The following is a 20,556-nucleotide window of genomic DNA, read 5'->3' on the forward strand; positions in this document are numbered from 1 at the left end:
ATTTACAGAGTCGCCGCAAAGTCCGCCATGTCCGCCGATTCCAAGTGATCGATCCTTCCGGCAAGATCTTCCGCCTTTTTGCGGCCGATAACAGCGCCCGCCAGGTCCAGGAACTTGGCTCTGACGCGCTCTTGCTTGGCGTCCAGGGAAGGAATTTGCTGGAGGATGTCGGAAAAGCCTTCGTAGTCCCGGCCCTTGGCCCTGATTACAACCCGGGATTCCAGGGCGGTCATGGATTCATCCTTAATCAATTCAATTTTTTGCATCAGGCTTCTTACCTGGGGATCGTTCACCAAATCGTCGGTAAAGGCGGCCATGCCCGTGACTTCGCGGGTGAGGGCGTTGGCCACGCAATAGGCTACGGAGAACTTGGCTTCGGTTCCGGTTTTGGGATTGGCGTTGGCCGCTGCCTGCATGGTGACCTCGGAGGAGTAAACCCGGATGCTTTCAATATGGTCCAGGCTCAGGCTGTTTTCCTGCACCACCTGCCTGGCGGCCTCCAAAGGCGAGTGGGTGGCGTGGCATGAGGCGTGATATTTCTGGCTCAGGTTGACCACGTCCCACCCCAGGCCCAGCATGGACAGGATTTCGTCGTTCACCTTGCCGCGAAGCGCCTCGAAAAAGCCCTGGGGCCCCTCCAGCACGTCATCGGCGCCGGTGAAGCCATCTCTTGCCAGCATGGCCGCCATCAGCCCGGACTGGCTCGCCCGGCCCGCATGAAAGGGCTTGCACATTGTGCCGAAATTGCGTTTGAGCCCCGAAGCCTGGGTGGCGCCGATGCCCAAAGCCCAGGCGGTCTGCTGCGGATCCAGGCCCAACAGCCGGGCGCAACCCGCGGCCGAGGCCATGTGGCCCAGGGTGGATGTGCCGTGCCAGCCCGCCAGGTAATGATCCAGGCCGGCGCAGGCGCCGATGGTTCCTCCCACCTGGATTCCCATGATATAGGCGTCCAGCAACTCCCTGCCGTTTTTGTTTTCCTTTTCCGCCAGAGCCAACAGGGCGGGAAAAAGGGTGACGGAGGGGTGCCCGAGAAAGGAGACCAGAGTATCGTCATAGTCCAATGCATGGGACGCCGCGCCATTGATGAGGGCGGCCTGGCCCAGGGATTTTTTTTCTCCAAACCCGATGATGGTCGCCTGGGGGCTGCCGCCTTCCTGGCCGGCCCAGTGCATGAGCTTCTCCACCAGGGGATCGTCCTTGCCGCCGTAGGTTACGGCCAGCCAGTCCATAAAGGCGGTCTTGGCGTGATCGTGCATTTCCTCCGGAATGGAGGAGGCGGGGGTGGTGGAGCAGAACCCTGCCAGTTTTTTGGTCATTCCTATTGTTTCGCCGGTCATGTGGTCTCCTTGATTCCAAAAGCCTCCCGCATCAGGGGCAGCAGGGAGTCGGCCGCGGAATACGGATCGGTTTGCTGTTTCAAAATTCGATGGATTGCCTTGTCCAGGTCTCCGGTGCGATCCCATTTGTCTTGCAGACAATTCAGGATTTCGCTTTCCAGGAGGGAGAGGATTTCCTCCTTGATCCGCTGGGCTTGCCAGGCCGCCCGATTTTTTCCCGCATCCAAGCCATGGACCAGGGCGTCCACCAACTCCGTTACGCCAAGATTATGGATGGCGGAGGTTTTCAGGATCGGCGGCCTGGGCTCGCGGCCTTCGGAAGCAATGTCCAGCATGCCCCCGATATCCGCCGCCACTTCGTCCGCGCCTTCCTTGTCGGCCTTGTTCACCACGTACAGGTCGGCGATTTCCATGATTCCGGCTTTCAGGGCCTGAATGCCGTCTCCCTGGCCCGGAACGCAAACCACCATGACGATGTCGGCGGTCTTGACGACTTCCACCTCGTCCTGGCCGACTCCCACGGTTTCAATGAGAATCACGTCCTTGCCGAAAGCGTCCAGAATCCTGCTGACGTCGCGGGCGCCCTGGCACAGGCCGCCCAAAGCGCCTCTGGTGGCCATGGAGCGGATGAATATTTCCGGCAGATTGACGGCATCGCGCATGCGCAGCCTGTCCCCCAGGAGGGCGCCTCCGGAAAAGGGGGAGGAGGGGTCCACTGCGATAATCCCTACGGTTCGGCCCCGGGAAACCAGTTCCCTGGCTATGGAGTTGGTCAGGGTGCTCTTGCCCGCGCCCGGGCTGCCGGTGACGCCAATGATTTTCGCCTTTCCCCCCAGGGGGTAAAGACGTTTCATGGCGTCCTTCCAGCCGTTTTCCCGGTTTTCCACCAGGGTGATGATGCGGGCCAGGGAGCGTTCGTTTCCCTTTTTCACCCCATCCAACAATGTTTCCCAAGATGCTTGCACCAGAGATTTCATCCTTATGGTCTTGTGCGCCGAAACGAAAAAAGAGGCGCGGGATTATTACAATTTGACAGGCTGGGCCTCTCCAAAAACCTCGCGCAGGGCGTCGCAGATTTCCTGAAGCGTGCAGTCGTTTTTCACGCAGTCGCAGATATCGGGCATCAAATTCCGGTTTTCGTCCTTGGCATGGGTCCTGAGCGAGGACAAAAGGCTTGCGGCCGTCCTGCCGTCGCGCGTTCTTTTCAATTCCCGGAGAGAGGCCTTTTGCCGCTCTTCACAGGTGGCCATGAGGGCGGGATCGTAGGTGGCTTCCACCTCCCGGTTGATGGTGACTTCGAGTTCCAGGTCGCTGGTGTAGCAATTGACGCCCACCACCAGATCCTCCTGGCTTTCAATGCGTTTTTGCTTTTCGTAGGCGCTTTTAGCCACGGCCTTGGGCATGTATCCGCTTTCAATGGCCGCCACCGCGCCGCCCATGCCCTTGATCTTATCCATTTCAGCCAGGGCTTCGGCTTCCAGTTCGTCGGTGAGGGACTCCATGAAATAGGATCCCGCCCAGGGATCGCACACGTCGGTCAGGCCGGTTTCATGCATGAGAATCCGCGTGGCGTCCAACTGCATCTGCACCGCCTCCTGGCTGTGGCCCAGCCCTAAAGGCTCGTCCCACGGGGGGAAAACCCCGGGCAGGCTGCCGGTCATGCCCGCCGCCACGCCTCCCACCACGGCCCTGGGCCAGTTATTTAGGGTTCTTTGCAGCGTGGTGGACGAACACCCGATGTGGGCGGTGATGGGCTGGCGAATGGTCATGGCCTTGGGGTTGGTCACCCCGAATTCTTCTTTCAGCATGCGGGCGTACATCCGGCGGGAAGCCCTGTGAAAGGCGATCTCCTTGTAGATTTCCATGGACCCGCCAAAGGCGTTGAACGTGAATTTGGTCAGAAAGTCGTTGGGGTCCAGGCCCGCGTTGATTCCTTCCTGGATGTAGGCGGCTGCGTTGGCCAGGGAAAAGGCCAGGTCCTGGGTGCGGGTGGCCCCGGCCTCCCGGATGTGGTAGCCGCCGATGCTGTTGACGTTCAGCAAGGGCATATGCTTGCGCATGAACTGAAGGGCGTCCCTGAAAAGGCGCAGGGAAGGTCCGGCCGGATAAATATACGTTCCCCGGGCGATGAACTCCTTTAAAATGTCGTTCTGGGGAGTTCCCCGGAGTGCGGCGGGGTCGATGCCCCTGGACCGTGCAAGCTCTGCGTACATGGCGATGATGATTGCGCAGGGAGCGTTTATGGTGAAGTTGGAGGGAACCTTGTCGATTTCAAGGTCTCCGGTGTAGGGCTCGTAGATGACGCAAAAATCCCGAAAGCTGTCGATGGCCACCCCTACCCGGCCCACTTCGCCTTCCGCCATGGGAGAGTCGGAGTCGTAACCGCACTGGGTCACCAAATCAAAGGCCATGTTGGGGCCGCCGAAACGCCCCATGGAATGCATGCGTTTCAGATAATCGCGATAATCGGCGGCGGCGCCGAACCCGCCGTACTTGCCCACGCCCCTGGCGCCGCCCCAGTCCGGCCTGTAATTGGCCTGGGCCGCCAGTTTTTCATTGGCTTTGGCGAAATCAAAAGGAGCGTTTCCCGCGGTAAAGGGATATTGGCCGGGAAAACCGACCTTCTCGAGAAAATCAAAATCCCGTATGGCATTGGGCGTGTAAAAGCTGGTGGGAGACTTTTCCAGATTATACTGGCTGACGCGTTTGTCCAGTAAATTTTCCCGCCAGGATTTTTCCTCCCTGGCTATCTGCTCCCTCTTTTCCCGGCAGTCGCATTTGGTTTGATTGTCCTTCATGAACCCCCTCTTTGCAGCGTACGGCCGAACATGCTTCGGCCATGTTTGATGCCGTGAATCCGGCTGGGACGGGTGAAACAGTCAAAAATCAGCAGGCGACCGATTCCGATATGAATCCGGCCACCTGAGAGACGGCGGAGCCGGCGGTGAACACGCCCGCCACGCCCATTTCTTTGAGCGAGGCCACGTCCTGTTCGGGAATCACGCCGCCCACAATCAGCAGGATGTCCTCGGCGTTTTTGCTTTTGAGCTGATCCACCACCTTTTGGGTCAGGCTCAGGTGGGCGCCGGATAAAATGGACAGGCCGATCACGTCCACATCCTCCTGCAGGGCTGCGCTCACGATTTGCTCCGGGCTCTGGCGCAAACCCGTATAAATGACCTCAAAGCCTGCGTCCCGCAGGCCGTAGGCGATAATTCTCGCCCCTCGCTCGTGGCCGTCCAAACCTGGTTTGGCTATGAGTACACGAATTTTTTTGTTGTTCATGAATTCCCTCCGAGTAGATAGTGGCAGGCTGGTGTGCAGTATAATGGCAAGAAGGGCGCCAGAACGCGGAGTTTTTGTTTAAATGCTTGAAATAATGTTGTATTTTATCAGCAGCGGTTCTCGGGGGAGGCGCCCCAGGCGCGCCCAGTGGGACAAAGCCGCCCAAAATCAAGGGCGGCCGTACGGCCTTTGGAGCAGTGGATTAGGCATAATAGTCTGAAATAATGCAGGAATTGATTTGGAGTTTGTGCGTTGGGTCACAAATGGCCAAGTTGGGTCACGACAGACCCAGGCGCTTCATCTTACGAAAAAGGGTCTTGCGGGAGATGCCTAAAGACTCGGCGGTTCGGGACTTGTGCCCCCGATGCTGGTCCAGGGCTTTTTTGATCAGGGCCTTTTCCACGTTTTCAGTAGCGCCTCTGAGATCAGCCCCGTTTTCCATGGCTTCGGATAGGGGCGCCTTGGCCTGCACCGGTTCGGGAGAGATGAAGTCCAGGCGATTTACCGTGAGGTAGCGCTGGATCACGTTTTGGAGCTCCCGCACATTGCCCGGCCAGTCGTAGGCGACCAGTGCGTCCAGGACCTTGCCGGGCAGGACAGCCTGGCCCTGGCCTCCGGAATAGACTTTCAGGAAGTGCTCCGCCAGCAGGGGAATGTCGTCCCGGCGCTGGCGCAGGGGCGGCAGGTTGATGGGGATGATGTGAATTCTGAAGAAAAAATCCTCGCGCATCTTGCCGGCCCGGGCTTGTTCCAGGAGGTTGCGGTTGGTGGCGGCGATAATGCGGAAGTCGGAAAATTTGACGGCATTGCCGCCCACGGGGGTGTAGCCTCCTCCTTCAATGGCCCGGAGGAGTTTGACTTGCAGCATGATGTCCAGTTCACCCACTTCGTCCAAAAACAGGGTTCCGCCGTTGGCCAGGTCCAGGAAGCCTTCCTTGTTGGAATGGGCGCCGGTGAAGGCGCCTTTGCGGCTTCCGAAAAACTCGCTTTCCAGAAGATTGGCCGGGATGGCCGCGCAGTTTACGGGAACAAAAGGCTGGTCGGCCCTTTTACTCATTTTGTGGATGGCTCTGGCCGCCAGTTCCTTGCCGGTTCCGGATTCGCCGTAAATAATGACATTGGCTTCGCCCGCAGCCGCGTTGAGGATGAGCTCGTACACTTCCTGCATGGCTGTGCTTTTGCCGATGATATTGCCAAACCGGTAGCGGTCCCGCATGGAGGAGCGAAGGTTGACGTTTTCCCGGCGCAGGTTTTCCGCTTCCTCCTGCATGGAGAGCTCCCTGAGTTTTGTTTCCGTGATGTCGCGGGCGGTGAGCAGCAGGCTGGGCCTTCCTTTCCAGGTGATAAAATTGGCCTTGCCCTCCACCCAGAGTTCATTGCCCATCTTGTGCAGGCAACGGGCCTGGAATGTGCGTTCCTCCGCAGCGCCGGACTCCAGGGCCTCGTACAATTCCAGAAAATAGGGGCGAAACGGCTCAGCCGCCATAGATTCCGGGGTTTTGGCGAGGAACTCCTCCCTGGTGTAGCCAAACATGGAAGCCGCGGCTTCGTTGGCGAACAGAAATCTGTTCCGGTGGGCCAGCACGACCCCTTCGGTAATGCGCTCTCCCAGCAGGCGATAGAGCGCTTCCGATTCCCTGAGGCTCCGTTCCGCGGCTTTCCTGGCCGAGATGTCCAGGCCCATGCCCATGAGATAGGGCGCTCCATTGATTCGGGTGCTGACCCCCGTGAACATATAGGGAATCTTTTTGCCATCCTTGGTGACAATGGTGGATTCAGCCAACCCCTCTCCGTTTACGAATACGTCCTTGATGCTCTTGCGGATCAGGCTCTTGTCCCCGCCTTTGAACAAGGTGAGCAGGCTGATGGAACCCACTTCCTCCTCGGTGTATCCGGTGACGGTTTCCACGTTCCGGTTCCAGCGAAGCACCTGGAGCTTGTCATTAAAGCAATAGAATATGCCCGGCAGGCCCCGGATGAGGGTTTCGAAAAACTGGTTTTCGTTGGCCAGGGCCTTTAAGGCCGCTTCCAGTTCCTGAAGCTGCTCCCCCCGGGAGCTTTCGGGCGAAGCCTTTTCTTTTGCAGCCTGGAGGCTGTCTTTTGGGGTCTTCGAGGACGCTTTTTGAGTATTAGGCATGGGATTTAAATCCTGTTGGGGGGACGGATCCCGGCATGGGCAGACGCTGGGGCTCCGGTTATTGATGGCATGGTGCGTCAGTAGACAATGTATTCTTATTACATTCTATTTTACTCCATTGTAAAGACTTTTTTGACATTGCCAAATGCGGAGTTTGGGAAACCGGCGGAAATCCGCTCTCTGATTTGTTTGCGGCAGGAAGCGTTTTTCGCCTATTACACATGAACAGGTTTTTAAATCCGGACACAGGAATTGCAGCTTGAATCGGGCTTGCGAAACTTCAGAAAACCAGACGGTGAAAATAGGGGATTGTGCGGCAATTAGGATTTTTGGGCAAAAAAATGGCGGAGAGGGTGGGATTCGAACCCACGGTACGGTTGTGCCGTACACACGATTTCCAGTCGTGCACCTTCGGCCAGCTCGGTCACCTCTCCGCATTTTATGCGGCGTACTTCTATGTCTTGCCTGCATGGGCTTTCCCTTATGGGCCTAAGGCGAACCTTCACATGCGCCCCAAAGGGTGGGTGTCTTATGGCGCATTTTAATCGTTTTGGCAAGAGGTTTTTTTTCTGTTAGGTTTTTCTATAAGTAACTGCTCTGATTTTCTTGAAACCATTGAAATCCGCCCGGGCATGCGCTTTATGCAAGGGCTCTGCGACGCCGTTAAGCGAGATAACTTTTCAGCTTTTTTGATGGCGGAAGGGCAAGCCCCTGGATCTTTCCAACGCCTCGGAGGACGACATCCTGGATCTGTTGGATCAAAGCCTGGGGAAATAGCCGAAAAACAACGACGCTGGATCCCCGTTTCCGCCGTTACAGCATGATGATTGCACAACTGCCCGCAATCATCCCGCCTCCATGGCTGCCCGGGGATGACGGGGCGCGTAGGTCTTTGCACCCGTTTGGGCCTTGCCGCCTTGGGCCATAACCGGGAAGAAGCAGACGGCCTTATGGGAATTGTTTAACTCGTTCCCATGCTCCAGCGTGGGAATGCATACTGTAAGTTATTGAAATCAAGTTAGTTGCAAGATTCATGTAACGCTAAATTATACCCTGATATGCGTATCCTACGGAGATTGCAGTATCCATCGCCATTTTAACCTTACCTTGGAATACAACTGTTTGTCAGAACGCAACAATCCACCCATCTTCATGCCGGGAAAACTTCCCCGCTTTTTGCGCAGAGCGTCATGGAAAGGTTCTTTGCGGAGCTTTCTTTCAAGAAAGCGACTCGCCGAAGGCTTTTTTTATTATCGTTTTTTGTTTTTACCGTTCTTCAGGAGGCCGGGCGTCCATAAGCTCGTCGGACACGGCCAAGCCGTTTTCGGACATGGGAGGTTCGTCGATAAAATGGATGAGCTTGGACAAGCTGGAGACAATCTCCGCCACTTCCTGCGGGGGCAGATTTTCCAGTCCTTCGATGATTTGCTTTTGGAGCGGGGGAGGGGCGTCAGAGGCCATGTCCCTGCCTTTATCCGTGAGTTCCACGGTGATCACCCTGCGATCCTTGTTGGTCCGGGAGCGGATCACCAGGCCTTTGTTTTCCAGGCGGTCGATAATGCCGGTGACCGTGCTGGACTTGACCATGATTTCCGCGGCGAGCCGGGACAGGGACAGGGAGCCCTTTTCGTACAAGGCCATGAGGCATGCCAACTGAGGGCCGCTGACCAAATAGGTGCGGCTGAGCTCCTTGGTGTACATTTCCTCCGCCTGGATGAGGCGGCGGATGAGCCAAACAATTTCTTTTATTTTGTTATCAAAAACAACCGGTTCGTTTAACGGTCGATTCATAATAATAACCGCCTTCAATTATTCTACCACAGGCACGGAAATTATCACCAGGCGTCAAGAAAGGCAACTGAAATAAGCACGGCTGGAAAAATAGCGGGCCGCCTGATCCAAGGGGCTGAAAGGCCCCGCCGCAGCAGTTATTGGCGGCGGCGGGGCCGGGAATGATCACGTTGGAAAAAAACTGCTATTTCACGGCTTTCCGTGCTTCTTCAATCCAGCCGTTCCAGGTGTCCTGGTTCTTGGCGATCCATTCGTTGGCATGTTTTTCGATATCCTTAGCCGACTTTTCGCCTTCGTTCATCCTGGTGTTCTGCTCGTTGATGTCAATCAAAGGCAGGGTGAAAAGCTCAAAAAAACGTTTGGCCGCCGGGTTTTCCGCCAGAAATTTTTTGTTGGCCACAATCTGAATGTCGCAAACCACAAAGCCCAGTTTTACGGGATCGGTCACAGCGCCTTCTACACCAGATACGGTCATGCGTTCCACGGCGGGTTTTTGGGCATCCATGGGGATGATTTCAGGCACGTTGATCCACATGACGTCCTTGCCGGGTTTCATCTTGAAGATGGTCCAGTTGGGGGCCCAGGTGTAAAAGAAAACGGGCTTGCCGGATTTGTAGGCCGCCAGGGCGGAAGCGATGCCGGCTTCATAGGAGGCCTTGACCGGGTTGATGTGGTCTTTCAGGTCATACACGTCCATGTGATGGGCGATGGCTTTTTCACATCCCCATCCGGGAGGGCAGGCGGTGAGGTCGGCTTTGCCGTCGTTGTTGGTGTCAAAAGCCTTTTTTACTTCCGGGCGTTTGAAATCGTCCAGGCTTTTGATGTTGAATTTTTCCACGTCCCTTTTGGAAACCAGGTATCCCTGGAGTCCGCCGGCCTTGGCCACGTAGCCGATGGTCTGGGCTTTTTCGTCAAAGTCCTTGGGAACCTGGCTGTTGTGCATGGGGAACCAGCCGTTGCACCAGTAGTCCAGATCGCCCAGGGTCACGGATTTATAGAAAATGGGGTTGGCCAGGTCTTTGGGCTTTTCGGCTTTGTAGCCAAGCTCTTCCAGGCCCTTGCGGACCAGGACTTCCTGGAAAAAGCCCGTGTTCCAGGTGGCGCGGGCGGGTTTGACGGTGACGCCCTTGCCGGGCTTTTCCTGATAGGCCATGCCCGGCGCCGGAGCGATGAGGCAGGCCGCTACAGCGGCGATGACCAATGCTTTAACTAAACGAAAATTCATAATTCCTCCTCTGCAAAAATAGTTGTTGGTTTGCCTGTTTATCAGTCTTTCCTTTGAGCCATGGATTGGGTGATGCGATCCAGAATAATAGCCATAAGAACAATGCCCAGGCCGCCGATCACAGCCTGCCCGATATCCAGAGTGTTCAGGCCCAGGATGACGGGGGAGCCCAGGCCGCCCGCGCCGATGAGCGCTGCAATGACGACCATGGAAAGAGCCATCATGATGGTTTGGTTGAGTCCTGCCAGGATGGTGGGCATGGCAAGGGGAATCTGCACGCGTATAAGCACCTGCCAGTTGGTGGCGCCAAAGGCCTGGGCCGCTTCCACCAGTTCGGGATGCACTCCCCTAATGCCCAGGCTGGTCAGCCGGATGATGGGGGGCATGGCGAACACGATGGTGGACAGAACGCCCGCCACGTTGCCCACGGAAAACAGCATGACAATGGGTACGAGGTACACAAAGGCCGGAGTGGTCTGCATGGCGTCCAAAAAGGGCCTAAGCCAGGATTCGAATTTATCCGATCGTCCCGCAAGGATGCCCAAAGGCGCCCCCACAAGCGTGCAGAATATGACGGCCGAAAGCACCATGGCCAGGGTGGTCATGGCGTCGGCCCAAAGACCCAGCATGCCAATGAAAACCATGGTGACCACCGAGAATATGGACAGCTTGATCCCGGAAAATTTCCAGGCCGCCAATCCAATGGCGATGATGATGATGATCGGATGGATTGCGTTCAGACCATTGTCAAATCCCGACAGAGTGGTCTCCACGGGCCATTTGATGGCCTGGAAAAAGGGCCGGTAATTATCCACCAGCCACTCCACTGCTTGGGAAACCCAGGAATCCAGGGGTATTATTTTGTCTTCAAACATTGCTTCTCTCCAATACCTCTATCAGGGGCGCAGCACGCCCCGGATGGTTTATTCCGCCTCGATAGCGTTCTCGGCCCTGTGCAGGGCGCCCAGGAACCGGTTTTTGGAAACCACGCCTTTGTACTTGTTGTTTTCGTCCACCACAGGCACGGGCCAGGTGTGGCTGGCCACCAAAGGCAGGATGTCCTGCATGGAGTCGTCCATTTTTACCGGTTCGGCGTCCTGGATAAAGGCTTGATCAATGGGAGAGTCCCCGGTTTTCTTGTCCATGGCTTCCTTGAGGGAATCCGTGGAAACCAGCCCCAAAAATTGTTTTTTCGGCCCCAGGACGTACAGATAGTCCCGTTCGCTGCCGCTCAACAATTCGTGAGCCGCCCGCAGGCTGCCGGCTTTCATTTTGATGACCGTGGGCTGGGTGTCGCGGACAATGTCGCCCGCGCTGATGACGTTTGTGGGGTCCACGCCGCGGAAGAAGGCCCGGACGTAATCGTCCGCCGGATTTTGGAGGATCTCCTCGGGCGAGCCCACCTGGACCACCCGGCCGCCTTCCATGATGGCGATGCGGTCCCCAATGCGCAGGGCCTCGTCCAGGTCATGGGAGATGAACACGATGGTGCGCTGGTCGTCTTCCTGCAGTTTAAGCAGCTCGTCCTGCATTTCCGTACGGATCAGGGGATCCAGAGCGGAAAAGGCCTCGTCCATGAGCAGAATGTCGGGATCCACGGCCAGGCCGCGGGCCAGCCCAACGCGCTGCTGCATGCCGCCGGAAAGCTGCTTGGGATAGGAATCCTCCCATCCGGCCAGGCCAACCTGCGCCAAAGCCTCGGCGGCCCGCTCCTCCCGTTTCTTTTTCTCCACCTTGGCCAACTGCAGGCCAAAGGCCGCATTTTGCAGCACGGTAAGATGAGGCATTAGGGCGAAAGACTGGAAAACCATGCTCATGTTGTGAAGCCGGAAATTCACCAATTCGTCCTGGCTCATTTTGCTTACGTTTTCGCCGTCCACCAAAACGTTCCCTGCAGTAGGCTCAATCAAACGATTCAGCATGCGAACCAGGGTTGATTTGCCGGACCCGGAAAGCCCCATGACCACAAATATCTCCCCCGCGTTCACGGAGAACGAGGCGTTGTTGACGCCGACGGTCAGTCCGGTTTTCTCGAAGATGGCGTCTTTTTCCATCCCCTGCTCCAGCAGGGTCATGGCTTTTTGCGCCGGACTGCCAAATACTTTGTACAGATTTTCAATGACGATTTTTTCCATGCCGGTTCCTTTTGCCTGTGTTGCTTTTAGATTCTCGCCGGGCATGGCCGCGCCGTGCGCAGCCAGGGCATGTTTGGGTTTGGCGATCCCGCCCGCAATGCATCCGACGATTGGCGTTCTGATTATTTCAATTATAATACTTTAGTTTAAAGATTATTTCAATTCAAAATATATTTTCCAGTAATTTCTATCCTATAAATATTTTTTCACAGGGGGCGTGAAAGTAGGACTTAAGACCCTTTTCAAGATGAAAGACCCTGGCCGAAGGGGCGCCGTTCGATAAAAGCCGCTTTGTTAAGCGCTTTCTCCCTGCATGGAAAATGGAGCGGTGGGTTTTCGAACCCGGGATAACCGGGGGGGCAATGAAGCCGGACTTTAGTGCAGCAATTTATTTATTCCCAGGCCGGATTGGGCCGTGCTTTCCTTGATGTGGGGAGAACCTTTGCGGAGCATTCCTGACGCCTTGGTTCTCTCCGGCTGGCCGCAGCCTCCTTTACATGTTTCTCATATTCCGCCAATCAAAGACTAATCCGGGCTTAACAGTTTCATAACCCTGCGGAACTAAATACTCCTTCATGCTTCAAGGGCCTCCGCCCCTGAAAAATCAACCTAATTCCATCATTAAATCGATAGAGGAGCGTGTTCATGGATAAGAGACTATTCCGGCTGCTGGCGGTATTGTTGGCGCTGGCCTTATGTTTTTCCGTCGGGTGCAGCGACGACGATTCATTGACCCCTGAGCAGAAAGAAAAGCTGTTAAAGGGAAATGCCGTGGACGGCCCCATTGAGGGGGCCAAGATAACCATTACCGATTCCAGGGGCAATGAATGGACAGCCTCCTCCCGGACGAACGCCACGGGCGCCTACAGCATTACCCTGCCGGACGATGTCAGCCGGCCCCTGCGCATTCGCCTTTACGACGGAGGATGCGACAACGCAACCAACCCATGCACCCCGTTTGATGGGGAATATTTCGCCCTGGCGGTCAATTTTAACGACGGCGCAGCCGCCGGCCATCCCACGCCCCTGACCACCCTCATCTATTACGTAGCCCTGGCCAGGGCCGGCGGCGATCCCCTGGAAATAACCATAACCGATGTGAACGCTGCAACCAGCATTGTGGAAAGCCTGTTCGGCCTGGGCCTGGAATTTGAATCCATTGCCACGCCCCCCACGGTGCAGACAAACCAGAAGATTGACCAGGACATCCTCGATGAAATGGTCGCCCACCGTACGGCCATTGACTTCCTGCTTTATGTGGTTGAAAACACGGCCGCCGGTACGGACGCGGCCATTGACGAAGTCCTGCTTACTTTCGCCCTGGATATCATGGACGGAACCGTGGACGGCGCAGCGGACGATTTGGATCAGGACCTGCTCACCGCCCTGAATTTCGACGATTCCTATATGGGCATGCTGAGCGAGTTCGGACAGCGCTTTGTGAGCCGCCTGAACGAATTGGATGATCCCGCCGCCCTGGAAGCTGCTCTGCAGGCGGCTGCCGCCAAACTCGCCAATGAGGATGCGGACGGCGCCATCGGAGAAGGCATGGGCGCCGCCGCCGTGGCCAACCTGGGGACTGAAGCCGATACATCCGGCGCCAAGGCCCGTTTGGCGACCTCTTCCCCCGTGGCTGTGCAACTGGCGGTTCTGGGAACTTACGATCCCGACCCGGATAAAGACATCTCCGAAGCCTATGCTGAAATCGTTGCTTACGATCCCGCGACCCAGCAGGTTTATGTCACCAACGCCGGCGAAATGCCGGACCGCAAAGACGACTACGTGAAGGTGGATATTATTGACGTGTCCGATCCTACGGCCCCGGCCTATGTTGACAGCATCGACGTCTCCGGCATGGGCGCCGGCGTCAACTCCTGCGCGGTGAAAAACGGCGTAGTGGCCATCGCCATCGAGTCCGACCCCAAGCAGAATCCCGGCGTGGTCGCCTTTTACCAGACTGACGGAACCTACATCAATCATGTGACGGTGGGCGCCTTGCCCGACATGGTCGCCTTCACCCCGGATGGAACCAAGGTGCTGGTCGCCAACGAAGGCGAGCCTAACGACGACTACACCACGGACCCTGAAGGCTCCGTTTCCGTCATCGACATCTCCGGCGGAGCGGCCTCCGCCAGCGTAGCTACCGCCGGATTCGCCGCCTTCAACGACGACAAAGCCGCGCTGATCGCCTCCGGCGTTCGCATTTTCGGCCCCAACGCCACCGTGGCGCAGGATCTGGAGCCCGAGTACATCGCCGTCAACGCCGATTCCAGCACTGCTTACGTCACCCTGCAGGAAAACAACGCCATTGCGGAAATCGACCTGGCTACCGCCACGGTTACCGGCATTTTCCCCTTGGGATATAAGGATCACAGCCTGGACGGAAACGGCCTGGACGCCAGCAACAAGGACGACGCCATCAATATTGCAACCTGGCCTGTCCTGGGCATGTATATGCCCGACTCCATCGCTGCGTATAATCTGGGCGGAGAAATCTTTCTGGTTACGGCCAACGAAGGCGACGCCAGGGAATACGACGCCTTTGAGGAAGAGGAATCCGTTGAAGATTTGGACCTTGACGAAACCGCCTTCCCCAACGCCGCCACCTTGCAGGAAAAGGAAAACCTGGGCAAGCTCAGCGTCACCAATACCATGGGCGACACCGACAACGACGGCGATTACGACGAACTCTATTCCTTCGGCGCACGCTCCTTTTCCGTTTGGAAAGTCGGCGCCAGCGGCTTGGAGCTGGTTTTCGACTCCGGCGACAAGATCGAGCAGGTCGTAGCAGCCATGTTCCCGGAAGCCTTCAACACCACGGACGACGAAATCAAGTTCGACAACCGCTCCGATAACAAGGGCCCCGAACCGGAAGCCGTCGCCATCGGCGAGATCGACGGCCGCGTGTACGCTTTTGTGGGCCTGGAACGCATGGGCGGTATCATGACCTTTGACATCACCATTCCCGAAAATCCGGTTTACTGCCATTATATCAACAACCGGAACATGAACTGGGACGAGGACGACGAAACCACCGGCCCGGCCCTGGACATGGCGCCCGAAGGTCTGATTTTCATCCCGGCTTCCGACAGCCCCAACGGCAAGCCCATGCTGGCCTGCGCCAATGAAGTCTCCGGCACCACCACCCTGTATTCCGTGGACAGCGCCTCCCGCAAGGCGGAATTCGCGGTTTTTACCGACCCCCATTACTACGATTCTTCCCTGGGAACCGAAGGCGCCGCCTTCGAAGCCTATCTGCTTCAGGACCGCAAGCTCATCGCGGAGAGCGAGGCTATCATGGACTCCACCGTGCAGATGATCCGTGCGGAAAACCCGGACTTTGTGCTGGTGTGCGGCGATTTGACCAAGGACGGCGCTTTGGCCAGCCATCAGGAATTCGCCGAGGGCATCGCCAAGATCGAGGCCGCCGGCGCCCAGGTGTACGTGGTTCCCGGCAATCATGACGTTAACAACCCCCAGGCCTACGGCTACGAAGGCGACAACGAAGTGGCCGTGGACAACATCAGCGCCGAAGACTTTGCAACCATCTATGCGGACTTTGGATACAACGAAGCCATCGCACGCGACCCCAACTCCCTGTCTTACGTGGTTCAGCCCAATGACTGGCTGCGCATCATCGGCATGGACTCCTGCAAGTACAGCGACGAAGATAACGCCGAACACGCCGAAACCAGCGGCGCTTTTTCCGCCGAAACCCTGGCTTGGATTAAAGCCCAAACCGAGGAAGCCGTGGAAGCGGGTTTCACGGTCATCGGATTTGAACACCACAACCTGGTGGAGCACTACACCGGCCAATCCGTGGACGCCATCGGCGCCGACTACGTGATCGACGATTACGAAAACGTCGCCACGACCCTGGCGGACGCTGGCATGCACGTGGTTTTTACCGGCCACTACCACGCCAACGACATCACCAAATTCGCCACGGCCGCCAGCTTTGTCTATGACGTGGAAACCGGCTCCTCGGTGACCAGCCCCTGCCCCTGGCGCACGGTCTCTCTGGACGGCTCCGAAAAGACCATGGAAATCTCCACCCATCTCATTGAATGGATCGACTACGACCTGGACGGCGAGTACTTCCAGGATTACGCCGCTGAATACCTGGAAGAAGGCCTGGAAGTGGTGGCGACCGTTTTGCTGCAGTCCCTGTTCGGCGTGGACGCGGCCACGGCCCAGGCTTTGGCCCCTGATGTAGCCGCCGCTTACGCCGCGCATTACGCCGGCGATGAAACCCCAACGGCCGAAGTCCTGGCGAAAATCAACGCCTACCTGGCCAACGAACAAACCGCGACCCTGGGCCAGATGATGGGAACCCTTTGGACGGACCTCAATCCTTCGGACGGCGCGGTTTATATTGACCTGGTAACGGGAGAAAGCGTGGACCTTTCCAAATAGGATCTTTACAAAACAAAAAGCCCTCCCGCCTGAAGCTCCGGGAGGGCGAGGAATAACCTGAGCCCGCCAAGATCGGACCAACCGGTTTTGGCGGGCTTTTTTTATTCGTCATAAATAAAGGTCAATATCTTTGGTTTCAGGCGGATGGATTTATCCTTTGATCTGTGATACTCCTAAGCCCGCAGTACGGCTTTTTGCGGCCCTTTTCAACCCTCAAGACATCTTACCGCTCGCCCGGAGTTAATGCGCGCCTTGCATCAGAGGTTTTATGGAGTATCGTAGAGAAATTGATGGAATGAGGGCCGTCGCCGTCATGCCGGTTATCCTGTTTCATGCAGGGCTCAATCTGTTTCAGGGCGGATACGTAGGCGTTGACATCTTTTTTGTGATCAGCGGATATTTGATCACAACGATAATTCTTAATGATCTGGCCAAGGACAATTTTTCCATCGTCGCTTTTTATGATAGAAGAGCGCGCCGGATTTTGCCCGCCTTGTTTTTTATAACCCTGGCTTGCTTCCCCTTTGCCTGGATGTGGCTGTCTCCGCATTATTTGGAGGAATTCTCCCAAAGCGTGATGGCCGTCGCCTCATTTTGCTCCAATTTCCTGTTTTACTCCCAAAGCGGATATTTTGACACAGCCGCGGAATTAAAGCCCCTGCTCCATACCTGGAGCCTGGCGGTGGAGGAGCAGTTTTACCTCTTCTTTCCGATCTTCCTGTTTTTATTATGGAAATTTGCCAGGAAGATTTTATTCGGCGCCTTGCTTGTCGTCGGCGTATGCAGCCTGTTTTTGGCCCAGTGGATGGCGCATCATAATCCGTCCGCCGCTTTTTACCTGCTGCCCACCCGCGGCTGGGAGCTGGCCGTCGGCGCATGGCTGGCCTACTACTTTGTTTTTAAAAAGGATCAAAAAGCCTTTGCAGAGTCCGTAAAAAAATTAAGCGGGCCGTTGGCGTTCGTCGGGCTAATTTTAATCGGATACGCGGTTTTCGCCTACGACAGAACAACGCCTTTTCCCGGGTTCCACGCCCTTGCGCCAACAGCGGGCGCGGCCCTGGTCATCGCTTTTGCAACGCCAAGCAATGCGGTGGGGCGCCTTTTGGGCGCCAAACCTCTGGTTGGGCTTGGTTTAATCAGCTACAGCGCCTATTTATGGCATTATCCGCTTTTTGTTTTCGCCCGGCACAGACTGTTGACCGAGCCAAGCCTGAATGTATTCCTGGGCCTGGCTGCTGCGTCCCTGGTTCTTGCTTATTTAAGCTGGAAATTTATCGAGACTCCATTCCGAAACAAAGCAAAGGTCCAAAGAAAAACGATCTTCACTTTCGCCGGCATAGGATCCGTTTTTTTAATCACAGCCGGGTTTTTGGGGTATTTTGGCTACGGCTGGCCCACAAGAATGCCGGAAGGGCTCATAAGCGCGTTATCCAGCGCGGTGAATAAAGGCCCCCTGGTTGATAAATGGCATATCATGGGGCCTGGACAGCCCGATGACGTCCGGGACTCGTTTAAAAATGTCGCCCCAGGCAAAAATGACGACAATATCATGTATCTGATTGGAGACTCCCACGCGGGCGCCATTGCAGAGGGCCTGATGCAGACCCTGGATAACTCCGATTACGGCTTCATGTACATCTCTTACACGGCGTGCCCCCCCATTGAAAACGTCTACAGGCCGGACAAGGGGGACGACCACAGGTGTTATGAGCACAACCAGGATTTGTACAATTACATCCTTGAAAACGATCAAATCAAATACGTGGTGTTGGCCGCCCGGTGGACCTTATACCTTGAAAAGGAAAGATTCGACAATGGCGAGGGCGGCGTCGAATACGGAGAGCCGGGCGGGTTGGACGTTATATCGGACAACCGAAAAATTGTCAGCCGGGAGGAAGACAGAAAAAGCAATCTTGAAGCCGCCTACCAGGAGTCCATTCAAAAACTATTGGATGCAGGCAAAAAGGTGGTGATCGTGTATCCCATTCCGGAAGTGGGATGGAGCGCGCCGGCGTATATCAACAAATGGGCCTTTATCCACGGCGCGGAAGCGGCCGACCTGGATAAGAGCGTGGGCTCCACCGACTACCAAGCCTTTCTTAAACGCAACAAAGGGGCCTGCGAAATGCTTGATTCCTTGGGCCAGCATCCCAATCTGTACCGAGTGTATCCCGAGCGCATATTTTGCGACACGTTCGTTAAAGGAAGGTGCGCCGTCCAGAGCAACGGCCGTATTTTTTATCGGGACGACAACCATTTATCAATTTTTGGAGCAAGGCTTGTAGCCCGGGAAATCCTCAAGACCCTCCAGTAGCCGCCATGTGGTCAAAAAAAAAGACGGGCGGGACCCTCCGGTCAGTCCTGAAAGCCCGGGCGCCGTTGGCAGGCGCGGGGGCCTGCGCTGCAAATCGAATTCAACCCATGGCGTATCAAAAGGCAGTGCGGCATCAGGGCTTGTCCTGTGTATTTTTTGGGCGGTCCATCCCGGTCTGCAGAAAATCCGGGAGTAGGGCGCGAATTCATCCTGGCAGGGTGGCCCAGGCATGCAATGCCTGGGGCCGGAGGCCAAAAGGCGCGACCCACGAAGAACTTTCAAATTGGGGATGGCCGGCGGGCGAATGGCCTTGCATAGGATCTCGTTCCAATCAAATTATCCTTATGCGCTGCAATAGCCCGGCCAGCCGCGGCAGGGCAGTATCCTGCCGGGGCGCGTCAGCGCAATAAGTGCGGCCTGTGCATTGCTGGAAACCAGTGAGGACGGGCGGCCCAGGGAAGCTATTTGAGCCCATGCGCTCAATGTTGCACTTTCCATACAGTCCTGCGGCCATGTAATTTTAATTGACGGGTAATTGATGGGAAGAGGGTAAAACAAAGGGTTGTAATTGTATCTATCTGTAAATATTGTATAATTTTAATTGATGGGTAATTGATGGAAATCCGTTGCTCAAGTATTATATGCCTTGCAAGGCAAAAACCTTTCCCCAATCGTCCCAGGTTTTGGCGGGCTCCATTTTGTCCGGGAAAAAACAACTTGCCGTATCAATATCCATTTGCGATAAAAGTATACCCTCTGCAATCTATCATTCAATGCAAATGCGGTCTCTATTGATTGAGTTAAAAAACGCTGGGGCTGGAGCAGCTTTTGATGCTGACACCCTGGGATTAAATTCAAATATGGGGGCATTTTCATGAAAATGGATTCAATAAAGAAAATCCTTTTATCGCGTCGCCTTTTTCTGTTGGCCAGCGACAATTTGCAAAGCCCTAATGACATTTCGAGAACTGTTGGAGTGTGTCTTCTGCAAGATGCTGTAGAGGTTTTTTTGTTATCTGTCGCAGAAGAGGTAAACGCTAACATTAAGAATAATACAACATTTGATCAGTATATTAATCTCATTAATGATGAGCTTAAATCTGAAAAACTACCATTTAGAACTAAATTGATTTCACTGAACAAACTTAGAGTAAATGCAAAACATTATGGGTTGATTCCTTCTTCTTCTGAAACGAGAGGCCTGCTCGTTGCAATGGAAGAGTTTTTCAACGCTGTTACCTCGTCTATTTTCAATAAGTCCTTTGCCTCTATAAGTATGATCGATTTGGTAAATGAGGGAGAAGAAAAGGCCTTGTTGGAGGCGGCTAAGGACCAATATGAGAAAGGGAATTTTACCCAATCGCTAATAGATTGCCGAAAGGCATTTTTTATTCGTTTTGAATCCAAATATGACATTTCAATGTTTGAGAACCAGGATCAATCTGGAGGTGATGATTGGTTTGCGTTTATTTTGTGTCAAGCTCCCTTCTATGCACGAAATAAACAATACATTGAGGACAATGTGCTTGAACCAACTGATTATATTGTATTTGATTTAAGTAGGTTAGAAATGGATATATTGAAATCGGGCTTAGATCACACCGAGTTTTGGAATGTCTTTCGTAAGCGTTCAGGGGGCTAAAAAAAGTCCTACTTAGGAATTATTCCTACTAGACGTCCTCTGTGTTATGTGCTAGGGTTGTTTCATGAAACCCAAGCGCCCCATATCCGACCTGGACTGGCAACTCACTCCCCAACCTATGCGTGAGTATGTGCTCTATCTGGAACGCACCGTCCAACAGCTTCAACAATCCGTGGACCAACTCACCCAGCTTGTTCAGGAACAGGGCCAAATCATTCAACAGCAAAACAAACGCATTGAAAAATTGGAAGCCCAGCTCAACAAGAACTCCGGT

The 20,556-nt window shown here is 55.1% G+C and carries 12 protein-coding genes, 1 tRNA gene and 1 pseudogene; 4 read left to right on the plus strand and 10 right to left on the minus strand.

The window, feature by feature from the left end:
• Nucleotides 1-2 precede the first annotated feature (2 nt).
• The 10 genes from G491_RS31330 to proV form a co-directional block, all read right to left on the minus strand.
• Entirely contained in the window at nucleotides 3-1,337 is a 1,335-nt protein-coding gene (locus tag G491_RS31330; protein ID WP_051327349.1) for an MmgE/PrpD family protein, read from the minus strand.
• Nucleotides 1,334-2,302 carry a methylmalonyl Co-A mutase-associated GTPase MeaB gene (gene meaB / locus G491_RS0117635; protein WP_211239159.1) on the minus strand — a complete coding sequence of 323 codons (969 nt, stop codon included), beginning with the start codon at nucleotides 2,300-2,302 and terminating at the stop codon, nucleotides 1,334-1,336. The genes G491_RS31330 and meaB overlap by 4 nt, the downstream gene beginning before the upstream one ends.
• 57 nt (nucleotides 2,303-2,359) lie before the next feature.
• Entirely contained in the window at nucleotides 2,360-4,135 is a 1,776-nt protein-coding gene (locus G491_RS0117640; RefSeq protein WP_028315534.1) for a methylmalonyl-CoA mutase family protein, read from the minus strand.
• An 88-nt stretch (nucleotides 4,136-4,223) separates the two neighbouring features.
• On the minus strand, nucleotides 4,224-4,622 hold the full coding sequence (locus G491_RS0117645) for a cobalamin B12-binding domain-containing protein (RefSeq protein ID WP_012610855.1): 399 nt from the start codon (nucleotides 4,620-4,622) through the stop codon (nucleotides 4,224-4,226).
• 277 nt (nucleotides 4,623-4,899) lie between these two features.
• On the minus strand, nucleotides 4,900-6,759 hold the full coding sequence (locus tag G491_RS34150) for a sigma-54-dependent Fis family transcriptional regulator (protein WP_051327350.1): 1,860 nt from the start codon (nucleotides 6,757-6,759) through the stop codon (nucleotides 4,900-4,902).
• 342 nt (nucleotides 6,760-7,101) lie between these two features.
• Nucleotides 7,102-7,193, minus strand: a tRNA-Ser gene (locus G491_RS0117655).
• A gap of 832 nt (nucleotides 7,194-8,025) precedes the next feature.
• Nucleotides 8,026-8,550 (minus strand): MarR family winged helix-turn-helix transcriptional regulator, encoded by a 525-nt coding sequence (locus G491_RS0117660; protein WP_012610853.1) that lies wholly within the window; start codon nucleotides 8,548-8,550, stop codon nucleotides 8,026-8,028.
• A gap of 184 nt (nucleotides 8,551-8,734) precedes the next feature.
• Nucleotides 8,735-9,775 (minus strand): glycine betaine/L-proline ABC transporter substrate-binding protein ProX, encoded by a 1,041-nt coding sequence (proX, locus tag G491_RS0117665; protein WP_035219291.1) that lies wholly within the window; start codon nucleotides 9,773-9,775, stop codon nucleotides 8,735-8,737.
• Nucleotides 9,776-9,816: 41 nt separating this feature from the next.
• A complete protein-coding gene (locus G491_RS0117670; RefSeq protein ID WP_028315536.1) occupies nucleotides 9,817-10,650 on the minus strand; it encodes an ABC transporter permease in 834 nt (277 codons plus the stop codon).
• Between the two features lie 48 nt (nucleotides 10,651-10,698).
• Nucleotides 10,699-11,910, minus strand: coding sequence for a glycine betaine/L-proline ABC transporter ATP-binding protein ProV (proV, locus tag G491_RS0117675; protein ID WP_012610850.1), 1,212 nt, complete (start codon nucleotides 11,908-11,910; stop codon nucleotides 10,699-10,701).
• A gap of 645 nt (nucleotides 11,911-12,555) precedes the next feature.
• Here proV and G491_RS35905 point away from each other — a divergent pair.
• The 4 genes and pseudogenes from G491_RS35905 to G491_RS35550 all read left to right on the plus strand — a co-directional run.
• A complete protein-coding gene (locus G491_RS35905) occupies nucleotides 12,556-16,326 on the plus strand; it encodes a choice-of-anchor I family protein (RefSeq protein WP_051327351.1) in 3,771 nt (1,256 codons plus the stop codon).
• Between the two features lie 268 nt (nucleotides 16,327-16,594).
• Nucleotides 16,595-18,640, plus strand: a complete 2,046-nt coding sequence (locus tag G491_RS0117685; RefSeq protein ID WP_028315537.1) for an acyltransferase family protein — start codon at nucleotides 16,595-16,597, stop codon at nucleotides 18,638-18,640.
• 874 nt (nucleotides 18,641-19,514) lie between these two features.
• Nucleotides 19,515-20,282: a hypothetical protein gene (locus G491_RS31345; RefSeq protein WP_051327353.1), complete on the plus strand. Its 768-nt coding sequence runs from the start codon at nucleotides 19,515-19,517 to the stop codon at nucleotides 20,280-20,282.
• Nucleotides 20,283-20,346: 64 nt separating this feature from the next.
• Nucleotides 20,347-20,556: pseudogene (locus G491_RS35550) on the plus strand (hypothetical protein); the annotation flags it as partial.

The organism is Desulfatibacillum aliphaticivorans DSM 15576, from assembly GCF_000429905.1.
Lineage (GTDB): Bacteria > Desulfobacterota > Desulfobacteria > Desulfobacterales > Desulfatibacillaceae > Desulfatibacillum > Desulfatibacillum aliphaticivorans.

Bases quoted from the DNA above. Each gene is read 5' to 3' on its own strand.
- G491_RS31330 (WP_051327349.1), bottom strand. From the start codon at position 1,337: ATGACCGGCGAAACAATAGGAATGACCAAAAAACTGGCAGGGTTCTGC.
- G491_RS0117640 (WP_028315534.1), bottom strand. From the start codon at position 4,135: ATGAAGGACAATCAAACCAAATGCGACTGCCGGGAAAAGAGGGAGCAG.
- G491_RS0117645 (WP_012610855.1), bottom strand. From the start codon at position 4,622: ATGAACAACAAAAAAATTCGTGTACTCATAGCCAAACCAGGTTTGGAC.
- G491_RS34150 (WP_051327350.1), bottom strand. From the start codon at position 6,759: ATGCCTAATACTCAAAAAGCGTCCTCGAAGACCCCAAAAGACAGCCTC.
- G491_RS0117660 (WP_012610853.1), bottom strand. From the start codon at position 8,550: ATGAATCGACCGTTAAACGAACCGGTTGTTTTTGATAACAAAATAAAA.
- proX (WP_035219291.1), bottom strand. From the start codon at position 9,775: ATGAATTTTCGTTTAGTTAAAGCATTGGTCATCGCCGCTGTAGCGGCC.
- G491_RS0117670 (WP_028315536.1), bottom strand. From the start codon at position 10,650: ATGTTTGAAGACAAAATAATACCCCTGGATTCCTGGGTTTCCCAAGCA.
- proV (WP_012610850.1), bottom strand. From the start codon at position 11,910: ATGGAAAAAATCGTCATTGAAAATCTGTACAAAGTATTTGGCAGTCCG.
- G491_RS35905 (WP_051327351.1), top strand. From the start codon at position 12,556: ATGGATAAGAGACTATTCCGGCTGCTGGCGGTATTGTTGGCGCTGGCC.
- G491_RS0117685 (WP_028315537.1), top strand. From the start codon at position 16,595: ATGGAGTATCGTAGAGAAATTGATGGAATGAGGGCCGTCGCCGTCATG.
- G491_RS31345 (WP_051327353.1), top strand. From the start codon at position 19,515: ATGAAAATGGATTCAATAAAGAAAATCCTTTTATCGCGTCGCCTTTTT.